Origin of the sequence: Actinoplanes ianthinogenes, from assembly GCF_018324205.1 — a bacterium.
Taxonomy (GTDB): domain Bacteria; phylum Actinomycetota; class Actinomycetes; order Mycobacteriales; family Micromonosporaceae; genus Actinoplanes; species Actinoplanes ianthinogenes.
This window is the reverse complement of sequence record NZ_AP023356.1, coordinates 7657187-7677705: the sequence shown is the minus strand read 5'-3', so window position 1 is coordinate 7677705 and position 20519 is coordinate 7657187. Positions and strand designations below refer to the sequence as shown.

Annotated in this window: 18 protein-coding genes and 1 pseudogene; 9 read left to right on the top strand and 10 right to left on the bottom strand. The window is 71.3% G+C overall.

All coding sequences use genetic code 11. The features are described 5' to 3' along the window. The first annotated feature begins 9 nt into the window (after nt 1-9). Nucleotides 10-1338, top strand: a complete 1329-nt coding sequence (locus Aiant_RS34695) for an FAD-dependent oxidoreductase (RefSeq protein WP_229830870.1) — start codon at nt 10-12, stop codon at nt 1336-1338. Here Aiant_RS34695 and Aiant_RS34690 read toward each other — a convergent pair. Both Aiant_RS34690 and Aiant_RS34685 read right to left on the bottom strand, forming a co-directional pair. After that, nucleotides 1328-4618 carry a S8 family serine peptidase gene (locus Aiant_RS34690; protein ID WP_189333852.1) on the bottom strand — a complete coding sequence of 1097 codons (3291 nt, stop codon included), beginning with the start codon at nt 4616-4618 and terminating at the stop codon, nt 1328-1330. The two genes, Aiant_RS34695 and Aiant_RS34690, sit on opposite strands and share 11 nt — an antisense overlap. Before the next feature lie 271 nt (nt 4619-4889). Beyond that, nucleotides 4890-5750, bottom strand: coding sequence for a polysaccharide deacetylase family protein (locus tag Aiant_RS34685; RefSeq protein WP_189333851.1), 861 nt, complete (start codon nt 5748-5750; stop codon nt 4890-4892). 126 nt (nt 5751-5876) lie between these two features. Here Aiant_RS34685 and Aiant_RS34680 point away from each other — a divergent pair, with 126 nt between their 5' ends. Next, nucleotides 5877-6440: a CG0192-related protein gene (locus tag Aiant_RS34680; RefSeq protein ID WP_189333850.1), complete on the top strand. Its 564-nt coding sequence runs from the start codon at nt 5877-5879 to the stop codon at nt 6438-6440. 45 nt (nt 6441-6485) lie between these two features. Here Aiant_RS34680 and Aiant_RS34675 read toward each other — a convergent pair whose 3' ends face one another. Genes Aiant_RS34675 through Aiant_RS34665 form a run of 3 tightly spaced genes read right to left on the bottom strand, consistent with a single transcriptional unit; the run spans nt 6486 to nt 9581 of the window. Next, nucleotides 6486-7643: an acyl-CoA dehydrogenase family protein gene (locus Aiant_RS34675; RefSeq protein WP_189333849.1), complete on the bottom strand. Its 1158-nt coding sequence runs from the start codon at nt 7641-7643 to the stop codon at nt 6486-6488. Nucleotides 7644-7663: 20 nt separating this feature from the next. Next, nucleotides 7664-8413 (bottom strand): 3-oxoacyl-ACP reductase FabG, encoded by a 750-nt coding sequence (gene fabG, locus Aiant_RS34670; protein ID WP_189333848.1) that lies wholly within the window; start codon nt 8411-8413, stop codon nt 7664-7666. A 19-nt stretch (nt 8414-8432) separates the two neighbouring features. Beyond that, complete coding sequence (locus Aiant_RS34665) at nt 8433-9581, bottom strand: acyl-CoA dehydrogenase family protein (protein ID WP_189333847.1); 1149 nt, start codon at nt 9579-9581, stop codon at nt 8433-8435. An 84-nt stretch (nt 9582-9665) separates the two neighbouring features. Here Aiant_RS34665 and Aiant_RS34660 point away from each other — a divergent pair, with 84 nt between their 5' ends. From Aiant_RS34660 to Aiant_RS34650, 3 genes are read left to right on the top strand one after another with little or no spacing between them, the layout of a single operon-like run. Further along, a complete protein-coding gene (locus Aiant_RS34660; protein ID WP_189333846.1) occupies nt 9666-10304 on the top strand; it encodes a TetR/AcrR family transcriptional regulator in 639 nt (212 codons plus the stop codon). A gap of 28 nt (nt 10305-10332) precedes the next feature. Then, entirely contained in the window at nt 10333-11217 is an 885-nt protein-coding gene (locus Aiant_RS34655) for a hypothetical protein (protein ID WP_189333845.1), read from the top strand. Further along, nucleotides 11210-12109, top strand: coding sequence for a PfkB family carbohydrate kinase (locus Aiant_RS34650; protein WP_189333844.1), 900 nt, complete (start codon nt 11210-11212; stop codon nt 12107-12109). Before Aiant_RS34655 ends, Aiant_RS34650 begins: the two co-directional genes overlap by 8 nt. Nucleotides 12110-13829: 1720 nt before the next feature. Here Aiant_RS34650 and Aiant_RS34645 read toward each other — a convergent pair. Then, nucleotides 13830-14558 carry a class I SAM-dependent methyltransferase gene (locus tag Aiant_RS34645; protein WP_189333843.1) on the bottom strand — a complete coding sequence of 243 codons (729 nt, stop codon included), beginning with the start codon at nt 14556-14558 and terminating at the stop codon, nt 13830-13832. A 95-nt stretch (nt 14559-14653) separates the two neighbouring features. On the opposite strand from Aiant_RS34645, the gene Aiant_RS34640 reads away from it, so the two are divergent. Both Aiant_RS34640 and Aiant_RS34635 read left to right on the top strand, forming a co-directional pair. Next, on the top strand, nt 14654-15367 hold the full coding sequence (locus Aiant_RS34640; RefSeq protein ID WP_189333842.1) for an HAD family hydrolase: 714 nt from the start codon (nt 14654-14656) through the stop codon (nt 15365-15367). Further along, a complete protein-coding gene (locus Aiant_RS34635) occupies nt 15364-16023 on the top strand; it encodes a 2'-5' RNA ligase family protein (RefSeq protein WP_189333841.1) in 660 nt (219 codons plus the stop codon). Before Aiant_RS34640 ends, Aiant_RS34635 begins: the two co-directional genes overlap by 4 nt. Here Aiant_RS34635 and Aiant_RS34630 read toward each other — a convergent pair. The 3 genes from Aiant_RS34630 to Aiant_RS46095 form a co-directional block, all read right to left on the bottom strand. Beyond that, nucleotides 16007-16645, bottom strand: a complete 639-nt coding sequence (locus Aiant_RS34630) for a nucleoside/nucleotide kinase family protein (RefSeq protein ID WP_189333840.1) — start codon at nt 16643-16645, stop codon at nt 16007-16009. The genes Aiant_RS34635 and Aiant_RS34630 overlap by 17 nt on opposite strands. A 29-nt stretch (nt 16646-16674) precedes the next feature. Next, entirely contained in the window at nt 16675-17682 is a 1008-nt protein-coding gene (locus Aiant_RS34625) for an LLM class flavin-dependent oxidoreductase (RefSeq protein ID WP_189333839.1), read from the bottom strand. Between the two features lie 70 nt (nt 17683-17752). Then, complete coding sequence (locus Aiant_RS46095) at nt 17753-18028, bottom strand: hypothetical protein (RefSeq protein WP_229830818.1); 276 nt, start codon at nt 18026-18028, stop codon at nt 17753-17755. Nucleotides 18029-18375: 347 nt separating this feature from the next. Here Aiant_RS46095 and Aiant_RS46090 point away from each other — a divergent pair, with 347 nt between their 5' ends. After that, nucleotides 18376-18624, top strand: a complete 249-nt coding sequence (locus Aiant_RS46090; protein ID WP_229830816.1) for a L,D-transpeptidase — start codon at nt 18376-18378, stop codon at nt 18622-18624. 33 nt (nt 18625-18657) lie between these two features. Here the strand turns inward: Aiant_RS46090 and Aiant_RS34615 are convergent, their stop codons facing one another. Continuing rightward, the gene (locus Aiant_RS34615) at nt 18658-19149 is read right to left on the bottom strand and encodes a helix-turn-helix domain-containing protein (protein ID WP_189333838.1); all 492 of its coding nucleotides are present in this window, start codon (nt 19147-19149) and stop codon (nt 18658-18660) included. 221 nt (nt 19150-19370) lie between these two features. On the opposite strand from Aiant_RS34615, the pseudogene rho reads away from it, so the two are divergent. Further along, nucleotides 19371-20480: pseudogene (rho, locus tag Aiant_RS34610) on the top strand (transcription termination factor Rho); the annotation flags it as partial. Nucleotides 20481-20519: the final 39 nt, after the last annotated feature.

The window sequence follows — 20519 nt, the reverse complement described above, 5'->3', positions numbered from 1 at the left end:
GCAGCGGGCATGTCGGCGGCGGCGCAGGCGCGGCGCCGGCGTGGGCCGGACGAGTTGGAGATCGTGGCCTTCGAGATGGGCCGCTTCGTGTCGTATTCGGCGTGCGGGATCCCGTACTGGATCGGCGGCCTGGTCGACGGCCCGGACGCGCTGATCGCCCGTGACCCGGCGGCGTTCCGCACCGCCGGCATCCAGGTGCGGACCCGGCACGAGGTCACCGGGATCGACCTGGACGCGCGCACGGTGACCGTGCACGACCGGGACGCCGGGCGCAGCACCGACGAGCACTTCGACCACCTGGTCTACGCGACCGGCGCGACCCCGGTCCGGCCACCGTGGGCGGTGACCGACGCGGGCGGCGTGTTCGGGGTGCAGACCCTGGAGGACGGCAGCGCCCTGCGCGACTGGCTGGACCGGGAGAAACCGGCCGACGCCGTGGTGATCGGCGGCGGCTACATCGGCGTCGAGATGGCCGAGGCGATGATCAATCGCGGACTCCGGGTGACCCTGGTGGAGAAGGCCGACCAGCCGATGGGCACCGTCGACCCGGACATGGGCGCGCTGGTCGCCGCGTCGATCCGGGGCCTCGGCATCGACCTGCGCACCGGCGTCACGGTCGAGGGCCTGGAGACGGCGGACGGCCGGATCAGGGCGGTGGCCACCGACGACGGCGCGATCCCGGCCGGCGTCGTGGTGATCGGCCTGGGCGTGCGGCCCAACACCGAGCTGGCCGAGGCGGCCGGCCTGCCGCTCGGCCCGACCGGCGGGATCCGGACCGACCTGCGGCAGCGGGCGGCCGACGGGGTGTGGGCGGCCGGCGACTGCACCGAGGTGCACCACCGGATCAGCCGGCGCGCGGTGCACGTCCCGCTCGGCACGCACGCCAACAAGCAGGGCCGGGTCGCCGGCATCAACATCGGCGGCGGGTACGCGACCTTCCCCGGCGTGATCGGCACCGCGGTCACCAAGCTCTGCGACCTGGAGGTGGCCCGCACCGGCCTGAGCTCCCGGGAGGCAGCCCAGGCCGGGTTCGCCGCGGTGACCGCCACGGTCGAGTCGACCAACCGGGCGGGCTACTTCCCCGGCGCGGTCCCGATGACGGTCAAGGTGATCGCCGAGCGGGAGACCGGGGTGCTGCTCGGCGCGCAGATCGTCGGGCGCGCCGAGGCCGCGAAACGGATCGACGCGTTCGCGGTCGCGGTGTGGAACGGGATGACGGTCAGCGAGATGACCGGGCTGGACCTGGGTTATGCCCCGCCTTACGCGCCGGTCTGGGATCCGATCCTGATCGCGGCGCGCAAGGCGGAGGAGGTGGTGGCCAGACCGTTTATCCGGTGACGCTCTCGATGGTGACGGTGCCACGGCCGACGACCGCGCCCTCGTCGGTCTCGAACGTCACCTGACCGGACAGGTGCCGGCCGGCCGGCGGGACCGCGGCCACGGTGACCGTGCCGGTGATCGTGGCACTCGCCCCGGCACCCAGCGCGACCGGTGTGCTCGGCGCGCTGAGTTCGCCGAGAGCCGGGCTGTAATAGGTGTCCTGGTAGTCATATTCGGTCGTGCCCGCGGGCACCGAATACCCCTGGATCTCCACGGTGTACGTCCCCGGAGCCGGCGCGTTGAGCGTCACCGCCTCCTCCGAGTCGCCGTCCGCGGACCGGCCCTTCTCCACGTGGTTCGCGTCGTAGAGATACAGGTCCAGGTCGGCCGCCGGGTCGGCGGCGTTGCCGATGGCGACGGTCAGCCGGGTCGCCCCGGCCGGCACGACCACCGTGTAGTCCTGCACGCCGCCCTGCGCGATGCTCGGCCGCTGGGTCAGCGAGCTGCCCAGCGGGCCGCCCTTCGGGATGATGCTGATCGGGCCGAACCGGTTGGTGACCGTCCAGCTCGCCGGGGTGGCGGCGCCGACCTGCACGCTGGGCAGGGTGACCGTGGCCGGCTCGACCGTGACGCCCTGCACCTTGGCGGTCAGCGCGAACGGGTTGCTGAGCAGCGGCGAGGTGCGGCGGGACTCCACCTCCAGCTCCCAGACGCCGGGGAGCGGGTTGTCGTACGACCGCTCCTCCGGCTTGCAGGTCGCCGGGTCGGAGTAGTTGGTGTAGCAGTACGGGCTGGAGGTCGGCTCGACCGGCACGCCGTACGGGTTGATCGCGATCCACCGCGTCTGCGAGCCGGCCGCGATCCCGCCGAGGTCCACCTGCAACGAGGTGGCGCCGGCCGGCACGGTGACGAAGAACGACGTGGTGGAGTTGCGGTCGACGGCGCCGGAGAAGGTGTTGGCGTACGACGGCGCCTTCGCCTCGGTCCCGGTGACCACGGTGTTGAGCACCTCGAAGTCGACCGCCGGGGTGGCCGGGTCGTCGACCGTGAGCAGCGCGCTGGTGACGCCGCGACCGGCGGTCACCCGGACCGGGATCGTGACCGTCTTGTTCAGCGGCAGCGCGACGACCGGGGTGGACAGGAAGGCCTTGTCGTCACCCTCCCAGCGGAGCCGGTGCAGCACGAGCCGGTTCGGCCCGCTGGTGCGGGTCAGCGACAGTGACACCCACCTGCTCTGCCCGGCGGTGAACCCGCCCTCCGAGGCCGCGCACCGGTTGTAGATGCCGGTGCCGACACCCGGGGTGCTCAGGTACGGGGCGAGCGGGGTGCAGACCGGCGCCGACGCGGTGTAGGACCGCACGTCGGAGATCTTGGTGAGCAGCTTCCACGAGGCCGGGACGTCGAGCTGGCCGTAACCCTGCTCGTACGCCTGCTCGCCGGGGATGGTGTCCGCGGTCGAGTAGATCGCCCGGCGCAGCTGGGCCGGGCTGACCGTGAGCTTGTTCTGCTTGGCGGCCGAGAGCAGCAGCGCGGCGCCGCCGGTGGCCTGCGGGGCGGCCATCGACGTGCCGTTCTCCATGGCATAACCGTTCGGCAGGGTGTATCCGACGGTGTCCAGGCCGGCCACCGGCTCCCAGGTCGGCACCGCTGAGATGGCCGAGCCGGGCGCCGACAGGTTCGGTTTGAAGCCGCCGTCCTCACGCGGGCCGCGCGACGAGAACGGGAACAACTGCAGCGGCTTGCGGGTCACCGAGCCGTAGTTGGCCAGCCAGGTCTCCTTGGAGACGCTGGCGGCGACGCTGACCGCGTCGGTGGAGACCGACGGGTCACCGACGGTGTTGACGCCGGAGCCGGAGTTGCCGGCCGAGATGAACAGCTGCACGCCGTACTTGGTGATCAGCTGCTGGTACAGCTGCGACTGGGCGCTGGAGCCGTCGTTCAGCGCGGGCAGGCCGCCGATCGACAGGTTCACCACGTCGACGTGCCGGTTGACCACCAGGTCGACCATGCCGGTGGTGAGGGCGGCCGCGGTGCAGCCACCGCCCCACGAGCAGGCCCGCGCGGAGACGATCTTCGCGCCCGGCGCCTGACCGTCGAAGTTCCGGTTGCCGAACAGGTCGTTGCCGGCCGCGATGCCGGCCACGTGGCTGGCGTGCAGGCCCTCCGGGATGCCGATGTTCACGAAGTCGGCGACCTGGCCGGGCAGGCCGGCCGGGGTGAGGTCGACGTCCTCGCGGTACTCGACCACGAACGGCATCCGCTCGGCGACCGGGGTGGCCGGGTTGTCGGTGCCGAACCAGCCGATGTCGAACTTCTCCTTGTACGGCCGCATCACGGCGTCGTCGGTGAAGTCGAAGTTCTGGTTGGTGTCGACCCGGATGTCATGACTGACCGGGTCGTAGAGGATGCCCCACACGTCGGTGGTGTCGCCGTCCCGGTTCACGTCACCGGCCGGCTCGGAGGCCGCGGTGATCGACTCGCTGAAGCGGTTGATCAGCCAGTTGCCGGCCGGGGCGGTCCAGGTCGCGCCCTGGTAGGTGAAGGTCGGGCCGGTCACCGCGGTACGCATGGCCCGCCACGTCAGGTCGTTCTCGACCAGCGGGTCGGTCGCGGTGACCCAGTCGACGATCTTCCGTTCCCCGGTGGTGGTCGTCTGCAGCGCCGGGTGCGCCAGGTCGACGCCGGAGTCCATGATGCCGATGGTCACGCCGCGCCCGTCGTAGCTCGGGTGCTTGCGCTTGAAGTCCACCGACCCGGTCTCGCCGACCGGCAGGTACGGGTTGTCGGCCGGCGTGCTCGCGCCCGGGCCGCTGGGAGGGCTGCCCTGCTTGGCCGCGCTCGCGTCGCCGGTGAGGTCCGGTTTCGGCACCTGCACGGTCTCGTCCAGGTCGACGCCCGCGACGCCGGGCAGCTTCGCGGTGTTCAGTACCTTGCCGGTGGGCACCGTGGCCAGGACGTAGCCCACCTGGTCGAACTGCCGGGCGATCGTGCCGCCCAGCCCCTTCACGCGGGTCGCGACGTCGGCGGTCCTGCCCTGGTCGGTGGCGATGATGACGGTGACGCTCGGGCGGTGCTCGGCCTGTGCCTCGGCGAGCAGCCCGGCGTCGTGCGAGCCGAGAGTGTCGGCCGGTGAGTCCTTGGGTGTGACGTCCTCGGTGGCGGGCGCGTTGTCCTCGGACACGGGCGCCGGCGCGGCCGTGGCCGGCAACGAACCGCTCACCGTCGTCACGCCGGCCGCGAGGCCGATCGCCAGGACAGAGGTGAAGGTTCGTCGGCCCCAGCGGGATGGTTGTCTCACGTGTGGGTCCTCCGCAGGATCGGCGCCGGAAGGGATGTCCGGGCACTCCTCCCGGGATCCTCCGATCGATCCGTATGGAAGTCACTACGCTCGATGACGTTCGTGACCTTCCCGTGACCAAAGTGGACTCAGCTGAGCCCGAGCATGAGCACCGGCCGATCGGTCACCTCCCGCAGCACCGCCGCCACGTCGCCGGCAGCCCTGGCCGAGGCCCTCGCCGCCCTGGAGACGTTGAACCGGCACCTGACCCCGGCCCGGTTCTGACGCCGGGTCAGGGAACGTAGTCCTCCAGCCGGGCCGGGGTGAGTCCGGCCTTGTGGATGGCTTTCAGCACGGCCAGGAAATCGTCGACGAAGCGCGGCCGGAAGTGCATCAGGATGATGTCGCCGGGCTGCACCACGTGCGGATCCTGCTGGTAGAAGACCTTGCCGTGGTCGGTGGTCTCGGTCCAGGTGAAGACCGCTTTCATCCCGCAGTCGTGCGCGGCGCGCAGGGTCGTGGTGTTGTAGGAGCCGCCCGGCGGGCGGAACAGCGTCGGGCGCTCGCCGTAATATTTCGCCAGGCGGTCGGCGCCCTCGCAGATCTGGCGTTTCTGGCCGTCGTAACCCAGGTAGGTCATCGTGGGGTGGCTGACCGTGTGGTTCTGGATCGTGGCGCCGGCGGCCTGCAGCGGCTTGAAATACTCCGGGTCCGGGTCGACGGCGTTCACCTCCAGGAAGAGCGTGATCGGCACGTTCGCCGCCTGGAACAGCTTGGCGGCCATCGGATCCTTCTGCCAGCCGTCGTCGATGGTGATGAAGGCGATCTTCTCGGTGGTGGGGATCCTCTTGAAGATGCCCGCCTTGCCGTCCGTGGGCAGGGTCACCTTGGTCGGGAGCGGCGGCGGCGGGAACTGCGGGACGCGGCGCCGCAGATTCTCCGGGAGGGCGGCCAGGGCGGCGGTGACCGCCTCCGGGGTGCCGGCCTGGGCCACCGGGGCCGACGCGGACGGGTCGAGACTCGGGGCGGCGGCGCTGGTCGCGGGCGCGGACGTCGGACTCGCGGCGGCATGACCGCCACCGGCGCTGCAGCCGGCCATCACCGTCACCAGGGTGCCGGTGGCCACTGCCCGAAACAACGTGCTCGTCCCCATGCGTGCGTCCTTGCCGTCGGTGAGTCCTCAGACCGGAAGACGCTGAGGAACCCGTGCCATGTTCACTCGGCCACGCAACTGTGCCCTTCCTCATGCCGTGCAACCCGTGACCTTAGGGTGGGCGGCATGGCGTTGCTGCACAAGGCGGACATCCGCCCGACGAAACTGGAGTTGCTCAGCGGCTGGTTGCCGGCCCAGAGCTGGTATTCCGGCCCCTCCGACCCGGATGTGACTCGCGTCGCAGCCGGCCGGTTGGACGACCCGGCCGGCGCGGTCGGCCTGGAGATCATGCTGGTCCAGGTCGGGGACGGACCGGTTCTGCACACCCCGCTGACGTACCGCGGCGCCCCGCTGGACGGTGCCGACGAGTTCCTGATCGGCACCACCGAGCACTCCGTGCTGGGCACCCGCTGGGTCTATGACGCGGCCGGCGACCCGGTCTTCGCGGCGGTGCTGGCCGACGTGATCCGCACCGGCGGCACCCAGGCGGCCGAGGAGGTGCACGGCGACGGCGAGGTGGTGATCCGCCAGCCGTCCCTGTTCCTGCGTGGGAGCGGCTCGCCCGAGGCCTCCGGCGCCCCGGAGATCCTCCGCCGGCCCGGCGCCCCCGCCACCCCTGGCGAGGCGACCCTGACCGGCCGGTGGTCCGGTGTGGACACTCCGGTGGTGCTGGCGCGTCTCACCGCCTGAGCACCCGTGCGGGAGCCCTCCGCGACGAGGGCTCCCGGCCGGCGCTTACAGACCCATGTCCTTCGCGATGATCATCTTCATCACCTCGGAGGTGCCGCCGTAGATGCGGTTGACGCGGTTGTCCGCGTAGAGGCGGGCGATCGGGTACTCGTTGATGAAACCGTACCCACCGTGCAACTGCAGGCAGCGGTCGATCACCCGGTGCGCCACCTCGGTGCAGAACAGTTTCGCCGAAGCCGCCTCGGCCGCCGTCAGCTCGCCCGCGTCCAGCGCCTCCAGCGCCCGGTCGGCCACCGCCTGCGCCGCGTCCACCTCGGCCTGGCACGCGGCCAGCTCGAACTTGGTGTTCTGGAACGAGGCGACCGCCTGCCCGAACACCTTCCGCTCCTGGGTGTACCGCTTGGCGAACTCGACCGCCGCCGCGGCCTGCGCGTACGCCCCGAACGCGATGCCGAGCCGCTCCTGCGGCAGGTTCTGCCCGAGGTACGAGAACCCCTTGTTCTCCTCGCCGAGCAGATCCTCCACCGGCACCAGCACGTCCTGGAACGCCAGCTCCGCGGTGTCCGACGTCTTGAGGCCCAGCTTGTCGAGCTTGCGGCCGACCGAGTACCCGGGCAGCTTGGTGTCCACCACCAGCAGCGAGATGCCGAAGCGCCGGTCGTCCGGCTTCGGCGGCGAGGTGCGGGCGCAGACGATCACCCGGTCGGCCAGGACGCCACCGGTGATGAAGGTCTTCGCCCCGTTCAGCAGGTAATGCCGGCCGTCCTCGGTCAGCTTGGCGGTGGTGCTCATGCCGGCCAGGTCCGACCCGGTGCCCGGCTCGGTCATCGCGATCGCGAACATCATGTCGCCGCTGACGAACGGCGGCAGCCAGCGCTGCTTCTGCTCCTCGGTGGCGAGGTTCAGCAGGTACGGCAGGCAGAGGGCGACGTGCACGCCGGAGCCGCCGAACGAGACGCCGGCCCGGGCGGTCTCCTCGTACTGCACGGCGGCGAACTTGAACGAGTTGATGCCGGCGCCGCCGTACTCCTCCGGCACCTCGATGCCGAACAGGCCGAGCTCGGCGAGCTTCTTGTAGAAGTCGCGCGGCACCTCGCCCTCGTGCAGCCAGTCGTCGTAGTGCGGCACCACCTCGGATTGCAGGAAGTCCCGCAGGGTCGCCCGGAAAGCCTCGTGGTCCTCATTGAAAATCGTGCGGCGCATCAGAATCCCTCAAGCGATGACTAGAGACGGCGTCCGCCGTCGACGTACAGGGTCTGGCCGGTGACGAACGACGCGGCGTCGCTGGCCAGGAACGCGACGACCTTGGCGATGTCCTCGGGCCGGCCGACCCGCCGGAGCGGGGTGATCTCGGCTGCCTTGGCTTGCATATCGGCAGCGGAGACACCGATCCGAGCAGCCGTCGCGTCCGTCATCTCGGTGACGATGAAACCGGGCGCCACCGCGTTGACGTTGATCCCGAACGGGCCCAGCTCCATGGCGAGCGTCCGGGTCAGGCCCTGGATGCCGGCCTTGGCCGCAGCGTAGTTCGCCTGCCCCCGGTTGCCCAGCGCGGAGACGCTGGAGGTGTTGACGATCTTGCCGGAGCGCTGCGGGACCATGTGCCGCTGGGCCGCCCGGCTGCACAGGAACGCGCCACGCAGGTGCACGTTCATCACCATGTCCCAGTCACCGGCGGACATCTTGTGCAACAGGTTGTCCCGGGTGACGCCGGCGTTGTTGACCAGCACGTCGACGCTGCCCAGCTCGGCGGCGACCTTGTCGACCACCGCGTCGACCTGCGCCTCGTCGGCGACGTCGCAGCCCAGCGCGATCGCGGTGCCGCCCGCCGCCTGGATCCGGCCGACCACGTCGGCGCAGTCGGCCTCGTTCAGGTCGAGGACGGCGACGGCCGCGCCCTCGGACGCGAACTGCAGTGCGGTGGCCGCGCCGATGCCGCGCGCGGCCCCGGTGACGATGGCTACCCGGCTCATAGAGAGAACTCCCTTGTTCTTAGAAAGCGCTGATCCCGGTCAGCGCACGGCCGATGAGCAACTTCTGGATCTGGCTGGTGCCCTCGTAGAGCGTCTGCACCCGGGCGTCCCGCATGAACTTGCCGACCGGGAACTCGTCGACGTACCCGTACCCACCGAACACCTGGATCGCCTGGTTGGCGGCCTTGACCGCGGCCTCGCTGGCGAACAGCTTGGCCATCGACGCGGCGGTGCCGAACGGCTGCCCGCGATCGACCAGGTCGGCGGCGCGCCAGACGAGCAGCCGGGCGGCGTCGGTCTCCACCGCCATGTCCGCGAGCATCTCCTGCACGAGCTGGTACGTGGCGATCGGCTTGCCGAACTGGGTGCGCTCCCCGGCGTACGCAAGGGAGGCCTCGAGGCAGCCTCGCGCCAGGCCCACACAACCGGAAGCGACAGCGATCCGGCCCTTGTCCAGCGCGGACATCGCGATCTTGAAGCCGGTGCCGGCCGCGCCGAGCCGCTCCGAGTCGGCGACGCGCACCGCGTCGAGCGTCAGCTCGGCGGTGGCCTGCCCGCGCAGGCCGAGCTTGCCCTTGATCTCGCGGCGGCTGAAGCCGGCCCGGTCGGTGGGGACCAGGAACGCGGTGACGCCGCGCGGGCCGGGACCGCCGGTGCGGGCGAAGATCAGCGCCACTCCGGCCCACGTCCCGTTGGTGATGAAGATCTTTTCCCCGGTGATCAGCCAGTCGTCGCCGTCGCGGACCGCGCGGGTGGTCAGGTTGCCGGCGTCGGAGCCGGTGCCCGGCTCGGTCAGCCCGAAGCAGCCGATCGTCTCGCCCGAGCAGAACCGCGGCAGCCAGCGCCGTTTCTGCTCGTCGGTCCCGTACGCCTGGATGGTCTTGGCGACCAGGCCGAGGGTGACCGAGACGATCCCGCGCACCGCGGTGTCGCCGCGGCCCAGCTCCTCCATGACCAGCGCGTAGTCCAGGAAGGCGCCGCCCGAGCCGCCGAACTCCTCGTCGATGCCGAGGCCGAGGAACCCCAGCTCGGCGAGTTTCCCGACGATCTTCGGGTCGACCTGCTCGGCACGGTCCCACTCGGTGGCGTGCGGGACGACCTCGCGCTCCACCCAGTCCCGGGCGAGGTCCCGCAGCTGCTCCTGCTCCTCCGCGAGGGTGAGGTCCACGGCCGGCTCCTAAATTGAACGCTGTCAGGTTTCTCGGGTCATGTTAACTTAACGGCGTTAGATTGCTCAATCCCCGGAGGAGACATGCCCCGGCCCAGCACCCCCTTGCTCAGCCGAGAGAACATCCGGGCTGCCGCACTGGAGATCATCGACCAGGAGGGGCTGGACGGCTTGAGCATGCGGAAACTCGCCGCGTCCCTCACCGTCAGCGCCCCCGCGCTCTACTTCCACTACCCCACCAAGGAGCAGCTGCTCGACGACGTGGCCAGCGAGATCATGGAGCGGGTCGACGTCTCCGCGTTCACGCGGGGCTGGCGCGAGGGCCTGCTCGGCTGGGCCCGGTCGTACCGCGCCGCCCTGGCCGAGCACCCGAACATCGTCCCGTTCCTGGCGCACGGCCCCGGCCAGCGGGACGCCTCGCTGCGCCGCGCCGACGCGGTGCACGGCGGCCTGGTCGCCGCCGGCTGGCCGGCCCGGGACGCCACGATGATCGGCGCCTCGACGAAATATCTGGTCGTCGGCGCCGCGATGGGCTCGTTCTCGCGCGGCTTCGTCGACGACGTGCAGGTCTACCTGGATCGCTACCCGGCGCTCGGCGACGCGCACCGGCTGCGCGAGCACGCCGACGCGGTGGACCGGGACAGTTTCGAGTTCGCCCTGCTCACCTTTGTGGACGGACTCGCTGCCCGGCTCGCCCGATCGGCGACAACACCGATGCATTGATCATCGTTTTCCTGCATCGTGGACCACCATGGGGATCCGGCGCATTCTGAACAGCCAGCGGCTCTGGCTCGACCTGGCCGGGCTCGCGCTCTCCGCCGGCCTGTTCGTCGCCGCGTTCCACGCGCGGGATCCGATCCAGGACATGCTGGTCGGGGTGGCCACCTCGTTCATCTTCGCCACCATCCTGGACATGTTCATCACCCTGCAGAACAGGCTGGCCGACCGCGCCCGGGTGCACTTCTTCGGCGCCGAGCTGGTGCGCAAGGAGACCCTGCTCTGCTATCCCGACTTCGTCATGCACGACGACGTGCGGGTCACCCTCGGCCACCACAACCAGCAGATGCTCTTCCAGCGGCCGCACTCCCGGTTCCAGGAGGTGACGGTGCACCGGATCGACATCCCGCGGGTGGTCGCGGCCAACGACATCCAGTCGCTGCTCTACGTCTCCACCGCGTTCGAGGCGCGCCGGACCTGCCCGCTGATCATCACGGTGGACACGATGATCATCGAGGACTGCGCGCGCAGTTTCGTCAGTTTCGGCCTGTCCAGCAACGACTGCACACACCTGTACGCCAACGAGCACGCCGACCCGCTGTTCACCATCGTCGAGGACGAGGTCGGCTCGGAGTTCATCCGGCTGCGCAACGGCTCGGAGTACCGCTCCACCAAGCGCAAGCAGTACGGCATCATCCTCCGCTACGCTCCCAACCCGGAGGAGTTCCCGGAGCGCCGCTGGCTGCTCGTCGCCGGCCTCGGACCGGTCGGCACCACGGCGACCGGGTGGTACCTCTCGCAGCACTGGCGGCAGCTGGCCGGCAGCGTGCCGCGGAACAAGAATTTCATCGCGGTGCTCTCCACCGGCGTCTACACCGATCATGCCCCGCATCTCGAGGAGATCTGCCTGGATGACTGAGGTCCTGCTGGCCGGCCTGTGCACGCTGGACATCCTCCAGCTCGTGGAGAAATATCCGGCGGACAACGAGAAGGTCACCGCACTCACCCAGACCGTCGCCGCGGGCGGCCCGGCGACCAACGCGGCCGCCACCGTCGCCCACCTCGGCGGCACGGCCACCCTGCTCACCGCGGTCGGCCGCCATCCGCTCGCCGCCGGCATCCACGCCGACCTGACATCCTTGGGCGTCCGCCTGACCGACCTGACCGCGGACGATCCGGGCCCGCCGTCCGTGTCGAGCATCGTGGTCAGCGCCGGCACCGGCAACCGGGCGGTCGTCTCGACGAACGGCGCCGCCCGCTCGATCAGCCCGCTGCCCGATCTGCCGGCCGTTCTCCGCGATATCAGTGCGGTCCAGGTGGACGGTCACTACCCGGAACTGGCCGTCGCGGTCCTGACCGAAGCCCGCCGCCAGGGCATACCCACCCTGATCGACGCCGGCAGCTGGAAAGCGGTCACCCCCGCCCTGCTGCCGCTGCTCGACGTGGTGGTCTGCTCGGCCGACTTCCACCCGCCCGGCATCACCGCACCCCACGACATCGCCCACTTCCTGACCGATTCCGGCGTCCGGTGGATCGCCATCAGCCGCGGCCCCGACCCCTTGCTCCGCTGGACCGGCAGCGATTTCCGCGAGCAGCCGGTCCCCCGGACCCCGGTTGTCGACACGCTGGGCGCCGGCGACGTCCTGCACGGGGCGCTCACTCTCGCGGTCGCGCGCCGCTGGCCGCTCACGGACGCGTCGTTCGCGGAAGCCCTCGACGAGGCGGCGGCGGTGGCCAGCAGGAGTTGCGCCTCCTTCGGGACGCGGTCCTGGATGTCCGCTTCACGCTCCTCAAGAACAGACTCATGCTGACTCGGATCCGCGCTGATCACCGATCGTCGCTCCCGCCAGGGACCCTTCCGGGCCGGGCTGGCCGCTGACGCGTCCAGAACGCCCGACCCGAAAGGGCGACGCCCGCGGGTGGCCACGACCCGCCAAAACCCGAACCCGTCGTTGTCGACTTCGGCGCTGGGGTGCGTTTCTTTCTGAGGGAGATCGCTGTCAGTGGCGGCGCGGGTGCGTATCGCCCGTCCGCCCACGGCCGGGGTGGTAGGAAATCACCACTGCCGGCCGCCGCTGCTCACGATCATGCGTCCCAGTCCACGAAACGCTCGTCTCACCGAACCGGCCGCCGCCCCACGGCCCGCCCAGCACCGGACCGATTCAGGCCCACATCCGGTCAGGGTCCGCTTCCCACTCCCGCCCGCAGTCCGACATTTCCGGTACGCCCCGAGCGCCGCGTTCCCCGTCCGGCCCGTCACGTCCAAGCCGGCCCCCAGGAGCTGCCTCCACCACCTCTACCGACCAGCCCCCGACGCCCGTCTGGTTCCCAGCGTTGATCACCGGCACAGCCGCCGCTTCGACGGCGTGGTCCAGCTTTGCCGCCGGCGGTAGCCCAGAGGCGCTACCGGCTCCCGCCGCGCCCATCGCGTGCCCGCACCACCCCACCCCCAAGCGCTTGCGTTCGGAGCCCATATCCCGCCCGCTCAAGGCCCCTCGGCGCAAGCCGAAACCCGGGCTGGCGCTCATAGCCCTATCCCGGACCCAGATAGGGCCACCAGCACCAGCCCGACCCCATCGAGCTGGCGCTCATGGCCCTGTCCTCGGTCGGGATAGGGCCGCCAGGTCCAGCCGGTACCGGTCGAGCTGGCGCTCATGGCCGTATCCCGGATCCGGTCGGGCCATCAGGACCAGCCGGAACCCGTCGAGCTGGCACCCACAGCCCTATCCCGACCGCGGAAAGGGCCACCAGCACCAGCCCGAACCCGTCGAGCTGGCACCCACAGCCCTATCCCAGCCACGCATAGGGCCACCAGCACCAGCCCGAACCCGTCGAGCTGGCACCCACAGCCCTATCCCAGCCACGCATAGGGCCACCAGCACCAGCCCGAACCCGTCGAGCTGGCACCCACAGCCCTATCCCAGCCACGCATAGGGCCACCAGCACCAGCCCGAACCCGTCGAGCTGGCACCCACAGCCCTATCCCGACCGCGCATAGGGCCACCAGCACCAGCCCGAACCCGTCGAGCTGGCGCTCATAGCCGTATCCCGGCCGCGCATAGGGCCACCAGGACCAGCCGGAACCTGTCGAGCTGGCGCTCATAGCCCTATCCCGGATCCGGATAGGGCCACCAGGACCAGCCGCTTGAGTGCACCGAGTAGGGCAGACGGCGTTACCTGAGGTTCGCGGGCTACACCGCGTACCGAAAAGTTGAACCACGGGCAGAAACGGGGGCCGCGGACCGGGACCGGGGCATCAGCGGGCCGTGACCGGCGGCCGGGGGCGTGACCGGCAGAGACGTGGCCTGGGGGGGCAGAGACGTGACCGGGCACGGATTGCAACCGGCGGCTGGGCCGGGTAATTCTCTGGCCGGCGCGACGGCGTCGGAGAACAAGAGGGACATCGCTGAGTGGGTTGTTGCCGGGTAGAGCGTTCTCTCTCAGGGAGGAAGGCACGCTTGGCGCTTTGTTCACAGCCCAGCCCGCAGGTCGGCGCCCCATCCGCGACGCTGAGGGATCGCCTGAGGGCGGTCAGGTCAGGGTCAGAAGGGTCAGTTCGGAGATTGCGGGCTGAGCCGGGGTGGTCGTGGCCGCGGCCCGCAGGTTGGCCAGGCCGGCCGCGAACTCGTCGTCCGGGATGGCGAGCAGCGTCGTGTTGGCCCGGTGGCGGACCTTGTCGTGGAACTCGGCGAGGGTGGCCGCGTTGACCTGGCGGATCCGGCGTCGTTCCCGGAGCGTGAAGCCGGCCGCGGTGAAGGCCGCTTCCACCTCGGCGACCGTGGGGAAGGTGTCCAGCACCGCGCCGGCCGTCGGGAAGAAGCGGTAGAGGGCGATCCGGGACTGGTCGCCCGGGAAGGCGCTGCGGATCAGCACCGGCGCGCCCGGCGTCAGGACCCGGCGCAGCTCACGGGCGGCGGCCGGCAGGTCGGCTATGTGGTGGATCATCGTGGACAGCCAGGCCGCGCCGCAGCAGCCGGCCACGAGGGGGATCCGTTCGGCCCGGCCCACCGCCCGCCACGCCTCGGGCGGGGCCTGGCGCAGCATGGCCAGCGCCGGCTCGACCGCGACGATCCGCACCCCGAACCAGGTCCGCAGCAGTTCCGCGTAGAGCCCGGTCCCCGCACCGAGATCCAGCACCGGCCCGGCCACCGGCAGATAGCGACCGAGCGCCGCCCGCCAGCCGTCCAGCCCGCCCTCGGGGGCGCCCCGGCCGGACTGATACACCGCCGCCACCGGGCCGTCGAAATCGATCCGCGCCATCGGAGCCTCCCGCAGCACCGGTGTGACCAGATCCGTCGCGAAGCACACACGCCGCGGGCCCGTGCGATCCCCGGGGCAGACCTATCCTCTCCCCTGTGGGCGGGCTCGTCATCTTCGATCTCGACGACACCCTGCTGCGCACCGCCGCGGCCACCCGGGCGGCCCGGCGGACCGTGCTGGCCTCGCTCTTTCCCGGCTGCGACGCCGCGCGGGCGCTGGCCGTCTGGCGGCGGACCACGCTGCTCTACTCCGATCAGCAGTTGACCGAGTTGCTCCGGGTGCTGGCGGCCCTGCTCGGCACTCCCCTGCCGACCGGCGCCGACCTGGACGGACTCGCCGCCGGGTACCACGCCGAGGTGATCGACCGGGTGACCGTGGAACCCCGGGTGGTGGCCGCTGCCCGGCGGCTGCGCGACGACGGGCATGCGCTGGCGATCGTCTCCAACGGCGACGACGCGGTGCAGCGAGCCAAGATCGAGCGATCCGGGTTGGGTGATCTGGCGCCGGCCGAGCGGGTGGTCATTTGCGACGGCATACGCATTCCCCGCAAGCCGGACCCCGAAGGCCTCCGACCCCTGCTCCACGACGCCGAAGGCAGACCGGGAACGGAACGACGCGCCGCACGCGCCGTGCTCGTCGGGGACCGCACCACCGACGTGCTGACCGCCCGGCTCGCCGGCATCCCGGTGGTCCGGCTGCGCACCCGCACCGCCGACCTGGAACGCGGCAGCGGCCTGAGCCGCACCGCCCGCCCGGACGCCGAGTGCTCCCCGGCCGGCGTCTACCAGGCGATTCGGGCGTTGCTGTGACGACGCGCGGACTACGGGAGGAGACCGAGTACCGCTGGCAGCAGTTCGCCGCCGCCCCGGTCACCCGGCCGCACTGGGAGTGGCGGGGCGGATGGCGCTCCGGGCGTACGTCGTACTGGTGGTATCTCGATCTGACCGCCGAAACCGCCCTGGCGGCCCTGGCCACCGACTACCTCGCGGCCCTCCGGGCACCCTGGCTGGACCCGGCGGTCAACCTTCACGTCAGCCTCCAGCAGGTCGGCTTCACCGACGAGGTCACCGAGGAGCAGGCCGCCCGGGCCCTGGCCGCCGCCCGCGACCTCCCGCTCGCCCCGCTCCCGCTCACCTTCGGCCCGGTCGACCCGAACCCGGAGGCGGTGGTCCTCCGGGTCTCGCCGTGGACCGCCATCCAGCGGCACCGGCTGCGGCTGCGCCGGGTCACCGAGCCGATCGTCGGCAAGCTCGCCGGCGCCGACGACCACTTCTGGCCGCACGTCTCGATCGGTTACATCAACGCCGCGGTGCCGACCGCCCCGATCGTCCGCGCCCTGCGCGCGCTGCCGGACCGCACGGTCTCACTGATCGCCCGTGAGCTGCACCTGGTCCGCCTCGACCGGGACGATCGCGTCTGGAAGTGGGACCGGGTCGGCACGCTGCCGCTCACAGCTCCACGATGACCGTGGCCCGTGCGGCCGACGCGGCGACCAGGTCGGTGTTGCGCTTGTCGTTGCCGTCGACCCAGGCCGCGGCCGCCTCCGGGGTGCGGCCGCCGGCGATCTGCCGGTCGATCAGGCGCTGCCGGGTCACCGCCCAGCTCACGTTCAGATACCAGATCTCGTCCAGGCTCTCGCCGACCCGGGCCCACCCGTCGTCCGGGAGCAGCAGGTAGTTCCCCTCGCTGATGATCAGGCGCACCGAGGCCGGGATCCGGTGCGCGTCGGCGACCGGTTCGTGCAGCTCGCGGCTGTAGGCCGGGGCGGTGATCTCGCCGGTCGCGGTCCGCGCCCGGCGCAGCAGCCCGGCGAACCCGTCCCGGTCGAAGGTCTCCGGCGCGCCCTTGCGGTCCCGCAGGCCCCGCTCGGCGAGCACCGCGTTCCGCAGGTGGAAGCCGTCCATCGGCACCTGCGCGACCAGCTGCGGATCGGCGCCGAACCGCTCCGTCACCCGGGCCTCCAGCCAGCCGGCCAGCGTGCTTTTCCCGGCGCCGGGCGGCCCGGCGATCCCGATCAGTCGCCGGTCGGCGCCGAGCGGGACGATCCGCTCGAACAGCTGCTCCCGGTCACGAACCACCTCGGCCATGCCAACCCGCCTTCTAGCGGCGAAAACGGTCAGCGCGAGCTTACCGGTTTCCAGCCGAGGGCCGGGCCGAGCCGCTCCGCCATGTCGGTGAGGATCTGCACGTAGTCCTCGTGCTCGAAGGTGAACGGCAGCGCGAACGCGACCTCGTCGATCTCCCGGAAGGCCGCTTGCTCCGCAAGCTTGTCCGCGATCTCCGCGGCGGTGCCGACGACGTCCGGCGCGAACATCATCCGCGCCGGTCCCTGAGGAGTTTGCGTACGCGGGAAGCGCTGCTCCGCGTACGCGAAGTATTTCTCCCGCTGAGCCGGGGTCGCCGAGTCGGTGGGGATCACCACGAGGCCCTGGGAGACCCGGGCGCGGTCGCCGTCCGGGTGCGCGGCGCGGAACGCCCGGATGTGCGAGAGCTGGATCGCGTCGAAGTCCTCCGACTCCTCGGCTTTCACCACGCTGCTGGTCAGGAAGTTCATCTCGTGCTCACCGGCCCAGGCCGCCGAGCGCAGGCTGCCGCCGCCGTACCAGAGCCGGGACGACAGCCCCGGGGAGTGCGGCTGGACGCGGTCAGAGAACTGTTCGAACCCGACCGTTCCGCGGAAATCGGTGACGGGCTCACCGCGTACACAAGCAAGCAATCGCTCGACCCGGGCGTAGCTGAAGTCTTCCGCATCGGCCGTGTCCGGATAGAGCGCGTCCTTGACGCGGTCGAAATGCATCGGCGGGCCGACGCTGATGCCGGGGTTGAGCCGGCCGCCGGAGAGCAGGTCGACGGTGGCCAGGTCCTCGGCGAGGCGCAGCGGGTTCTCCCAGCCGAGCGGGATGACCGCGGTGCCCAGCTCGATGCGGCTGGTGCGCTGGCTCGCCGCGGCGAGCACGGCGATCGGCGAGGAGATGCCGAATTGCAGGTGCCGGTGCCGCAGCCACGCGCTGTCGAAGCCGAGCCGCTCGCCCAGCTCGATGATCTCCAGGGTGCTCTCGTGCCCCCGGCGCGGATCGGCCTCGTCGAACAGGCCGATGGTGAGAAAACCCAGCTTACGCAGCATGAACGCACCCTATCGCCGAGATGTGAACCACTCGTTGCTGACAAGATCCTTCACCTTTGCCGGACGATCGTTACGCTGTCCCGATGTCCAGCCCCCGGACCCGTGTGTACCTGATCGCGACGGCCGCCGCCGTGGTGGTGGCCGCCGGCGCCGCCGTCGGACTCGCCCACGACCGCGACCCGGAGCCGGCCGCCGGCCAGTGGGTGGCCCCCTCGTCGGCCCCCGCCGCCGCCCCGAGCGTCGCGGAGACACCGCCGGCCGCCGCGAAACCACCGGCCGGCCTGCACGTGATCGCGTACTCGGACGGCCCGGACGGGCTGCCCGCCGACCCGGAGCAGAACTCCACGGCCGCACCGACCCAGGGCCTGCACCCGACCAAGAAGGTGGCGCTCTATGACAAGCCGGGCGGCAAGCCGCGCGCGTTCCTGCCACCGGAGATCAGCGGGCTGCGCACCGTCGTCCCGATCGTCGCCCGCGACCGTGGCTGGGTGGCCGTCCTGGTCCCCTCGGTGAACCGGCGGATCGGCTGGGTCCCGCCCGGCGACTACGAGACCGAGACGCTGCGCGATCAGCTGATCATCCAGGTGTCCCAGCACACGCTGAGCTGGCTGCGCGACGGCCAGGAGCAGAAACGCTGGACGGTGGCGACCGGGGCGAAGCAGACCCCCGACCCCGGTCGGCCGGACGTACGTGATGGGCACGACCCCGATGAAGGGCGACATCTACCTCGGGCTGCGGGCGCTGGTGCTGGGCTCGATCCCGGAGGAGCCGGAGAAGATGGCGTCGGCCTTCCAGCTGGCGCACACCGGGATCCACGCCTGGTACAAGGACAGCGTGTTCGGCCACAGCGTGTCCAACGGGTGCATCCGGATGCCGGGGCCGGCGCAGAAGAAGCTGGTGGCGGAGATTCCGGCGGGCACCGGGATCACGATCCTGCCCTGACGCGTCCGGGCAGGCCCGCCGGCCCGGGCCCGCTCAGCAGGTCACGAAGATGCGGGCGGCGACCCGGGGCAGGGCGGTCCGCGGGCGGCCACCGGCGTGCACCCGGGCCGGGCGGCGGCCGGTGACCGAGCAGGTCGGATCGTTCCGCCGGGGGCCGTGCGCGGTGGCGTGCTGCCGGCCGTCCGCGGTGGCGCTCTGCCGGCTGTCCGCGGTGGCGCTCTGCCGGCCGTCCGTGGTGGCGCTCTGCCGGCTGTCCGCGGTGGCCAGGGTGTAACGGCCCGCCGGGCGGAGCGGCTGGCGCATCATCTCCTGGCGGACCAGGTCGAGCAGGTCGGTCATCGGCAGGCCCAGCGCGCGGCAGATCGCGGCGAGGATCTCCGAGGACACCTCTTTGGTGCCGCGCTCGACCTCGGACAGGTAGGGCAGCGAGACGCCGGCCGCGGTCGCGACCTCCTTCAGCGTGCGGCCCTGATGCCGGCGCACCCGGCGCAGAACCGATCCGATGATCTGGCGCAGCAGTGGCATGCCGTCCCCTCCCCCGAAACCTGTGACACCCATCCTGCCCTATTGGGCCGAGTCCGCCGACAGTGCTACGGTGGGCCCATCCCGGAAGCCGGTGGCATTCCCCGCCCGGGCGTTTCTCTCACCCAGCGACGCGCTTCACTCGCCGTCGTTTCTCATCCGCGGGCCCCGTGCGTGGCTCGGCTTGGAGTGTTCCCATGACGATTACCCATATCCACAATCCACCACAAGCCGAGGAGACGGTCGCGGTCGACGCCATCCTCGACATCGTCGACGACCGCGCCTGGCTGCGCGCCGACGGCTACCTGCCCGGCCGCGCCGACCTGCCCCTCACCCTCGCCGACACCCGCCGGCTCGGCCTGCGCCGCGGCGACCGGGTGACCGGTTTCGCCCGGATCAGCCGGCCCGGCAAGCCGGTGAAGCTCCAGGTCAGCGCGCTCAACGGGCGCCCGCCCGGGCGGCGGCCGGACTTCTACCAGATGACCGCGCTGTACCCGCAGGAGCGGCTGCGCCTGGAGACCGAGCGCGACGTGCTCACCACCCGGGTGATCGACCTGCTGATGCCGATCGGCAAGGGTCAGCGCGCGCTGATCGTGGCCCCGCCGAAAGCCGGCAAGACCACGATCCTCCAGCAGACCGCGAACGCGATCGCCCGCAACAACCCGGAGTGCCACCTGATGATGGTGCTGATCGACGAGCGGCCCGAAGAGGTCACCGACATGCGCCGCACGGTCAAGGCGGAGATCGTGGCGGCCACCTTCGACCGGCCGCCGCACGAGCACACCGCGGTCGCCGAGCTCGCCGTCGAGCGGGCGAAACGCCTGGCCGAGTCGGGTGAGGACGTGGTCGTGCTGCTGGACTCGATCACCCGGCTGGGGCGGGCGTACAACCTGATCGCACCGGCCGGCCGCGGCCGTACCCTCTCCGGCGGCCTGGACAGCACCGCCCTGCAACCACCGAAGCGGCTGCTCGGCGCGGCCCGCAACCTGGAGAACGGCGGCTCGCTGACGATCATCGCGACCGCCCTGGTGGAGAGCGGTTCGGCCCTCGACAACCTGATCTTCGAGGAGTACAAGAGCACCGGCAACGCCGAGCTCAAACTGGACCGCTCGCTCGCCGAGGCCCGGATCTTCCCGGCCATTGACCTCGCCACCACCGGCACCCGGCACGACGAGATGCTGCTGTCCCCGGCCGAGCTGGCCGTGGTCGCCCAGGTCCGCAAGGCGCTGAGCACCCAGGACCGCCGCGACGGCATGCAGCAGCTGCTCACCCAGCTCCGCACCACCGCCACGAACACCGAGTTCCTCCGCCGCGTTGCCCACTCCCTCGCCTGATCGATCCGAACCGCTCGACGGAGCCCGACGTACACCAAT

What these genes read in the sequence shown, in the direction of transcription:
- Aiant_RS46090 (WP_229830816.1), top strand. Translation starts at nt 18,376, where the DNA reads ATGGGCACGACCCCGATGAAGGGCGACATCTACCTCGGGCTGCGGGCG.
- Aiant_RS34695 (WP_229830870.1), top strand. Translation starts at nt 10, where the DNA reads ATGTCGGCGGCGGCGCAGGCGCGGCGCCGGCGTGGGCCGGACGAGTTG.
- fabG (WP_189333848.1), bottom strand. Translation starts at nt 8,413, where the DNA reads ATGAGCCGGGTAGCCATCGTCACCGGGGCCGCGCGCGGCATCGGCGCG.
- Aiant_RS34685 (WP_189333851.1), bottom strand. Translation starts at nt 5,750, where the DNA reads ATGGGGACGAGCACGTTGTTTCGGGCAGTGGCCACCGGCACCCTGGTG.
- Aiant_RS34675 (WP_189333849.1), bottom strand. Translation starts at nt 7,643, where the DNA reads ATGCGCCGCACGATTTTCAATGAGGACCACGAGGCTTTCCGGGCGACC.
- Aiant_RS34680 (WP_189333850.1), top strand. Translation starts at nt 5,877, where the DNA reads ATGGCGTTGCTGCACAAGGCGGACATCCGCCCGACGAAACTGGAGTTG.
- Aiant_RS34650 (WP_189333844.1), top strand. Translation starts at nt 11,210, where the DNA reads ATGACTGAGGTCCTGCTGGCCGGCCTGTGCACGCTGGACATCCTCCAG.
- Aiant_RS34655 (WP_189333845.1), top strand. Translation starts at nt 10,333, where the DNA reads ATGGGGATCCGGCGCATTCTGAACAGCCAGCGGCTCTGGCTCGACCTG.
- Aiant_RS34660 (WP_189333846.1), top strand. Translation starts at nt 9,666, where the DNA reads ATGCCCCGGCCCAGCACCCCCTTGCTCAGCCGAGAGAACATCCGGGCT.
- Aiant_RS34615 (WP_189333838.1), bottom strand. Translation starts at nt 19,149, where the DNA reads ATGCCACTGCTGCGCCAGATCATCGGATCGGTTCTGCGCCGGGTGCGC.
- Aiant_RS34630 (WP_189333840.1), bottom strand. Translation starts at nt 16,645, where the DNA reads ATGGCCGAGGTGGTTCGTGACCGGGAGCAGCTGTTCGAGCGGATCGTC.
- Aiant_RS34625 (WP_189333839.1), bottom strand. Translation starts at nt 17,682, where the DNA reads ATGCTGCGTAAGCTGGGTTTTCTCACCATCGGCCTGTTCGACGAGGCC.
- Aiant_RS34645 (WP_189333843.1), bottom strand. Translation starts at nt 14,558, where the DNA reads ATGGCGCGGATCGATTTCGACGGCCCGGTGGCGGCGGTGTATCAGTCC.